Annotated in this window: 7 protein-coding genes; all 7 read right to left on the reverse strand. The window is 68.5% G+C overall.

Translation table 11 applies throughout. The features are described 5' to 3' along the window. Positions 1-1,489: AAA family ATPase (locus IFT89_RS19430; protein WP_202939791.1), on the reverse strand; the 1,489-nt coding region annotated here is incomplete at its 3' end. Continuing rightward, the gene (locus tag IFT89_RS19435) at positions 1,489-2,658 is read right to left on the reverse strand and encodes an exonuclease SbcCD subunit D (RefSeq protein WP_202939792.1); all 1,170 of its coding nucleotides are present in this window, start codon (positions 2,656-2,658) and stop codon (positions 1,489-1,491) included. The genes IFT89_RS19435 and IFT89_RS19430, both read right to left, overlap by 1 nt. A 160-nt stretch (positions 2,659-2,818) precedes the next feature. Then, positions 2,819-3,100, reverse strand: coding sequence for an HU family DNA-binding protein (locus tag IFT89_RS19440; protein WP_064294762.1), 282 nt, complete (start codon positions 3,098-3,100; stop codon positions 2,819-2,821). Positions 3,101-3,303: 203 nt separating this feature from the next. Continuing rightward, positions 3,304-4,722 carry a DHA2 family efflux MFS transporter permease subunit gene (locus tag IFT89_RS19445; RefSeq protein ID WP_202939793.1) on the reverse strand — a complete coding sequence of 473 codons (1,419 nt, stop codon included), beginning with the start codon at positions 4,720-4,722 and terminating at the stop codon, positions 3,304-3,306. A gap of 114 nt (positions 4,723-4,836) precedes the next feature. Continuing rightward, the gene (rpsN, locus tag IFT89_RS19450; RefSeq protein WP_064294760.1) at positions 4,837-5,142 is read right to left on the reverse strand and encodes a 30S ribosomal protein S14; all 306 of its coding nucleotides are present in this window, start codon (positions 5,140-5,142) and stop codon (positions 4,837-4,839) included. 2 nt (positions 5,143-5,144) lie between these two features. Further along, positions 5,145-5,312 carry a 50S ribosomal protein L33 gene (gene rpmG, locus IFT89_RS19455; RefSeq protein WP_056010525.1) on the reverse strand — a complete coding sequence of 56 codons (168 nt, stop codon included), beginning with the start codon at positions 5,310-5,312 and terminating at the stop codon, positions 5,145-5,147. Then, positions 5,312-5,548, reverse strand: a complete 237-nt coding sequence (gene rpmB / locus IFT89_RS19460; protein ID WP_056010522.1) for a 50S ribosomal protein L28 — start codon at positions 5,546-5,548, stop codon at positions 5,312-5,314. The genes rpmG and rpmB overlap by 1 nt, the downstream gene beginning before the upstream one ends. Positions 5,549-5,801: the final 253 nt, after the last annotated feature.

The raw sequence follows: 5,801 nt of genomic DNA on the forward strand, positions 1-5,801 counted from the left end.
TGGCCGACTCGGTGGCCGCACGCGAGGCGCGCTCCGGTGCCGAGCTGAGCGCTGCCCGGCGGGCGTCCCGTCGCGTCTGTTCCGCTGCGAGCTCGGCGAGCCGTTCGTCGACGGTCGCGAGCTCCTCGGCGAGTGCTGCGAGCGCGAGTTCCCGGTCGGCGTCGGCGGCTTCGAGGACGAGCACGGCCGCCATCGACGCCCGCTCGACGGTGAGGGATTCGCGGCGCGCGGTGACGGACGCGTCGTCGAGTGCGACGATCGCCTCGTCGGCCTGCTCCTCCATCGCGGCGAGCGACGCGATGGCGTCCTCGAGCGCCACCGATGCCGTGGCCGCTCCGGCGAGAGCGGACGCGACGGTGTCCGCCCGAGCCGCTGCCGCGATCCGTTCGGAGAGCCGCGCGACCGGTTCGTCGTCCACCGAGAGCAGCTCACGCTCGGTCAGCAGCTCCGCGCGACGTTCGATGGACGCGAGCAGCGTCTGGGCCGCGGCGTGTTCGGTGCGGACGCCCTCCAGGGCGACCCGCGCCTCGCCAGCGGTCGAGGCGTCGGCTGCGGCGTGGCGCTCGAGGACGGCGACGATGCGGGTGGCGTCACCGACGAGGTCTTCGGAATCGGGTTCGAGCGGGACCGCGAGGGTCGCGATGTCCGGTTCGGGCTCGCCATCCGCGACGTCCGGGTGGAGGTCGGGCTCCGCAGCCGACGGATCACCGGCAGTCGCGGTATCGCCTGGCTCGGCATCGACTGTCGAGGCGGCGTCCATCCCGGCCGGGGTGTCCGTTCCCCTGCCCGCGACGAGTTCCCGTGCGTCGTCGAGTTCGGCCGCTCCCGCGAACCGGGAGATCGCGCGGCCCAGCGCCTCTCGTGCGCCTTCGATGTCTCGCTGGGCCTGCCGTCGCCGCTCGACGAGGTGCTTGGTGACCCGCTCGTAGTGCTCCGTCCCGAACAGGGACCGGAGCAGTTCGCTGCGCTCCTCACCGCCGGCGGCGAGGAACTTCGCGAACTCGCCCTGCGGGAGGACGATCGTCTGGACGAACTGCTCCCGGGAGAGACCGACGATCCGGCTGATCTCGGGACCGATCTCCTGCGCGCGGGTCGACAGGGTCTCTCCGGCCAGTGCGTCGGGGTCGGTCAGGCGGACGAGGGTGGCGCTCGCCTGCTGCGGAGTGAACCCGGCACCGCGCTGCTTCGGCCGCTGGTAGGCCGGTGTCCGCCGCACCCGGTACACGCCGGATCCGGTCTCGAACACGAGTTCCACGAACGGTTCCGTCCCGGGCTGCGCGTGGTGCGAGTGGAGGCGGTCCTTGCTGGCTCCGGTACCGGCGAGTTCGCCGTACAGCCCGAACACGATGGCGTCGATGATCGTGGACTTGCCGGCGCCGGTCGGTCCCTCCAGGAGGAACAGACCAGCCCGCCCGAGTTCGACGAAGTCGATGGTGTGCTCACCGGCGTACGGCCCGATGGCCTGCAGCGTGAGTCGGTGCAGTCGCATCAGGCGCTCACCTCCGTGGCGAGTGCGGCCTCGTTCGCCGCCGCGATGAGCTCTCGCTCCCGGGTCGTCGCCGGTGCACCCGTCGCGTACTCGATGAACTCGGCGGTGACCTCGACCGGGTCGGAGACCGCCGTGACAGCTGCGGCGCGCGCCTCCTCGGAGCGGTTCGCCGGCGCGTGCGACCAGACGAGCAGGTGCGGGAAGCGCCGGGTCAGCGTCGCGTACAGCTCCGGTGGACGCACGTCGTCGGTGACCGTGGCGCGCACCCAGGCGTCGACGGCGTCGTCTCCCGCGGGGCCCTGCAGCTCTGCGAGGGTTCCGGTGACGTCGACGAGCCGACGCGGCACCGGCGCCGGCAGCAGCTCCAGGTGCACGGAGCCGTCGACGGCGAGGTCGACCAGCACGCTCGACTTCACCTGGTTGCGTTCGGAGAAGGAGTAGGCGAGCGGCGACCCGGAGTACCGCATGCGGTCGACGCCCGACGCGGCCCCGACGCGCTGCGCACCGTGGAGATGGCCGAGCGCGACGTAGTCGAAGTCGTCGAACAGCTGGGCGGGCACCGCATCGACCCCGCCGATCCGGATGTCGCGTTCGCTGTCGCTCGCGAGACCGCCGATGACGAAGGCGTGCGCAGCCACGACCGATCGGACCGCTCCATGCTCGCGACGCTGCGCGAGATCGGCTCGGACGCTTGCGAGGGCTGCACCCATGACGGCGGCGTGCGACCGTGCGAGCGGCTGGTCGTCCGGGGCGAGCACCCCTCGCGCGGTGTCGGGGTCGAGGTAGGGCAGCGGGTAGAAGGCGACGGGCCCGTGCTCGTCGTCCACCAGTACCGGTTCGCCGACCCGAGCGAGGTCGGCTCTGATGTCGATCCCGTCGCGCAGCATGGCGGCGCTGAATCCGAGCCGGATGGCCGAATCGTGGTTGCCCGGAGCGAGGATGACCCGGGTGCGGCCCGCCAGCCGCCCGAGCGACTCCGACAGCAGCGTCACCGCTTCGACCGGGGGGATGGCGCGGTCGTAGATGTCGCCGGCGACGAGGAGGACGTCGACCTCGTTGTCCACGACCGTCTGCTCGAGGTGCGCGAGGAAGTCGCGTTGGAAGGGGAGCAGGTCGACCCCGTGCAGCGAACGGCCGAGGTGCCAGTCCGAGGTGTGGAGGATCCGCATGACAGCAATGCTAGGCCGAGCCGCCGACACCTCGCCGCGCCCCGGACGGCACCCGGACGAACGACAGCAGGGCGTCACTCTCGCGACGCCCTGCTGTGTGGTCTGGACCGACGGAGTGTCTCCGCGGTCCGAGTCCGTGCGGGCTCGCGCCCGCGACGACTTACTTGACGGAAGCCTTGAGCTTCGAGCCGGCGGTCACCTTGACGCGCTTGCCGGCCGGGATCTGGATCTCGGCGCCGGTCTGCGGGTTGCGGCCCGTGCGAGCGGCGGTGTCGGTCTGCTCGAAGGCGATCCAACCCGGGATCGAGACCTTGCCGCCCGTGGCGACGGTCTCAGCGACGGTGGTGAACAGCGCGTCGACAACGCTGCCGACGGTCGCCTGGCTCTGGCCGGTCGATGCGGCGATGGCGGCGACGAGTTCGGTCTTGTTCAAATTTGCCATTGTGAGGGTCCTCCTCGGACGTTGCTGCAACGTACAGCTGATGTGTTGGTAGCGAAGGTGTCGCTGATACGGCACCAACTGGTCGGTGTGACCGCCTCGAATGTAGCAGCAATCCGCGAGATTTCGCGGATTTCTCCGCTCTACGCGGACAATCGGGCCTGCGTGTCGGTCGTTTCCCAGCTGGGAGGCGTCGGTGCGAGCGCTCAGCGGACCCCGATGACGCTGTGCCCGGCAGCTCGCGACAGCAACCACGCCTCGATCGTCGGGAAGAGAGTCAGGACGGCGATCGCGAGGAACGCGAACTGATACGGCAGCAGCTGGCCGCCACCGACCCCGTCCTCGAGGGAGAATCCGGTCGTCAGCAGGATCGCCCCCACGGCGACACCGAAGCCGCTCGCGACCTGTTGCAGCGTCGAGTTGAGCGTGTTCGCCCGAGACATCGCAGCGGGTTCGACGTCGGCGAACGTGATGGTGTTGTATGCCGTGAAGCCGATCGACCGGGCGACCCCGCTGACGAAGAGCAGCAGTGCCATCAGCACGATCGACGTGTCGGCGGTGAGGAACGCCATCCCGGCCATGCACAGGACCCCGATCAGGTTCGACGACACGAGCACCAGACGGAATCCGAACCGCCGCAACATCCAGGTCGTCGCCGGCTTGATCGCGAGGTTGCCAGCGAAGAGGAAGAGCACCATCGAACCCGCCTGCACCGGAGTCCAGCCGAAGGCGTCCTGGAACAGCAGCGGCAGGAGGAAGGGGACGGCACTGATCGTGAGCCGATAGACGCTGCCGCCGGCGTTGGCCAGCCGGAAGGTCTCGATCCGCAGCGACCGGAGGTCGACGAACGGGTGGGGCGCGCGGAACAGGTGTCGGATCGCGAGGGCGAGCAGAACGATGCCCGCTACGAGCGACCCGATGAACCACCGTGCATCGAACCCGGCGCCGGACACCAGGGACGCCGCCACGAGGAGCGACGCGAGCCCGACGCAGGCGAGCGACAGGCCGAGCCAGTCGAGCGGAGGCACCTCGTCGGCGGCGAAGTCGGGGACGATGCGGAGCGCCACGATGAACGCGACGACACCGATCGGCACGTTGATGAGGAAGATCCAGTGCCAGGAGGCGTACTGGGTGATCACCCCACCGAGGAACGGCGCGATGATCGGGGCGGCGAGGGCCGGCCACGTCAGGAGGGCGATGGCCTGGATCAACCGCTCCTTGGGCGTCACCCGGAGCACGGCCAGCCGGCCGACCGGCACCATCAACGCCCCGCCGACGCCCTGGAGCACCCGGAAGCCGACGAGCATCGGCAGGCTCGAGCTCAACGCACACAGCACGGAGGCGATCGTGAACACCGCGATCGCCAGCGCGAAGATGCGCTTGGCGCCGAACCGGTCCGTCAGCCAACCGCTGACGGGGATGAGGACGGCCACCGTGAGCAGGAATGCGGTGACGGCGAGCCCGACGGCGGTCGACGAGGTCCCGAGGTCGCGCGCGATGCTCGGTGCGGCGGTGGTGAGGATGGTCCCGTCGAGGTTCTCCATGAAGAAGCAGCCGGCGACCAGGAGGGCGATTGCTCGTTGCGTGCGGACGTCCAGCAGCGCCTCCTCGGTGGATGTGGGAATCGTTCGATCCTTGCAGCTGTCGCCGACAACGCGAAAGGGCCGCCCGCGATGCGGACGGCCCTTTCGGTGTTGCGATGCTGTGTCAGCGGAATGTGAGCTCCGACTGAGCGGGTGTTACCAGCTCGACTTGCGGACGCCGGGCAGTTCGCCCTTGTGCGCCATGTCGCGGAAGCGAACGCGGCTGATGCCGAACTTCGAGAGGTTGCCTCGCGGGCGACCGTCGATCGCGTCGCGGTTGCGGAGGCGAACCGGCGAAGCGTTGCGAGGGAGCTTCTGGAGGCCGAGGCGAGCTGCTTCACGCGACTCGTCGGTCCCGGCGGGGTCGACGAGGGCCTTCTTCAGCTCGGCGCGCTTCGTGGCGTAGCGGTCGACGATAACCTTGCGCTGCTCGTTACGGGCGATCTTGCTCTTCTTAGCCATGTTTAGCGCTCCTCTCGGAATTCAACGTGCTTGCGCACTACGGGGTCGTACTTCTTGAGCACGAGACGGTCTGGGTTGTTGCGACGGTTCTTCTTGGTCACGTACGTGTAACCGGTACCAGCCGTCGAACGGAGCTTGATGATTGGACGGACGTCCTGCTGCTTAGCCATTAGATCTTCACCCCACGAGCGAGAATGTCCTTGACGACGGATTCGATGCCACGGGCGTCGATCACCTTGATGCCCTTGGCGGACACCTTCAGGGTGACGTTACGACGCAGCGAGGGCACGTAGTAGGTCTTCTTCTGCACGTTCGGGTCGAAGCGGCGCTTCGTGCGACGGTGCGAGTGCGAGATGTTGTGACCGAAGCCGGGAACGGCTCCTGTCACCTGGCACACTGCTGCCATAGTAGTTTCTCCTTCATTACCGCAGGGCGACTGCCCTGCCCAAGATCTCTTGTCGGCGTGCGCGATCCCGGTCTGCGTAAGCGGTGGGGATCGTGGACACGATGTGGACATGGAGCGTCCACACCAAGGGTCAAGCGTACGCTGTGACCAGGCGTTTTGCAAATTCTTGTTTCTCGTACTTAACGCAAAATGGCCACCCAAGAACCTTGGGTGGCCATTTCAACGAAGAAGTCCGGCGGTGTCCTACTCTCCC

Origin of the sequence: Plantibacter sp. CFBP 13570 (genome assembly GCF_014841395.1) — a bacterium.
GTDB classification, from domain to species: Bacteria; Actinomycetota; Actinomycetes; order Actinomycetales; family Microbacteriaceae; genus Plantibacter; species Plantibacter auratus.

Bases quoted from the DNA above. Each gene is read 5' to 3' on its own strand.
- rpsN (WP_064294760.1), bottom strand. From the start codon at position 5,142: ATGGCTAAGAAGAGCAAGATCGCCCGTAACGAGCAGCGCAAGGTTATC.
- rpmB (WP_056010522.1), bottom strand. From the start codon at position 5,548: ATGGCAGCAGTGTGCCAGGTGACAGGAGCCGTTCCCGGCTTCGGTCAC.
- rpmG (WP_056010525.1), bottom strand. From the start codon at position 5,312: ATGGCTAAGCAGCAGGACGTCCGTCCAATCATCAAGCTCCGTTCGACG.
- IFT89_RS19435 (WP_202939792.1), bottom strand. From the start codon at position 2,658: ATGCGGATCCTCCACACCTCGGACTGGCACCTCGGCCGTTCGCTGCAC.
- IFT89_RS19440 (WP_064294762.1), bottom strand. From the start codon at position 3,100: ATGGCAAATTTGAACAAGACCGAACTCGTCGCCGCCATCGCCGCATCG.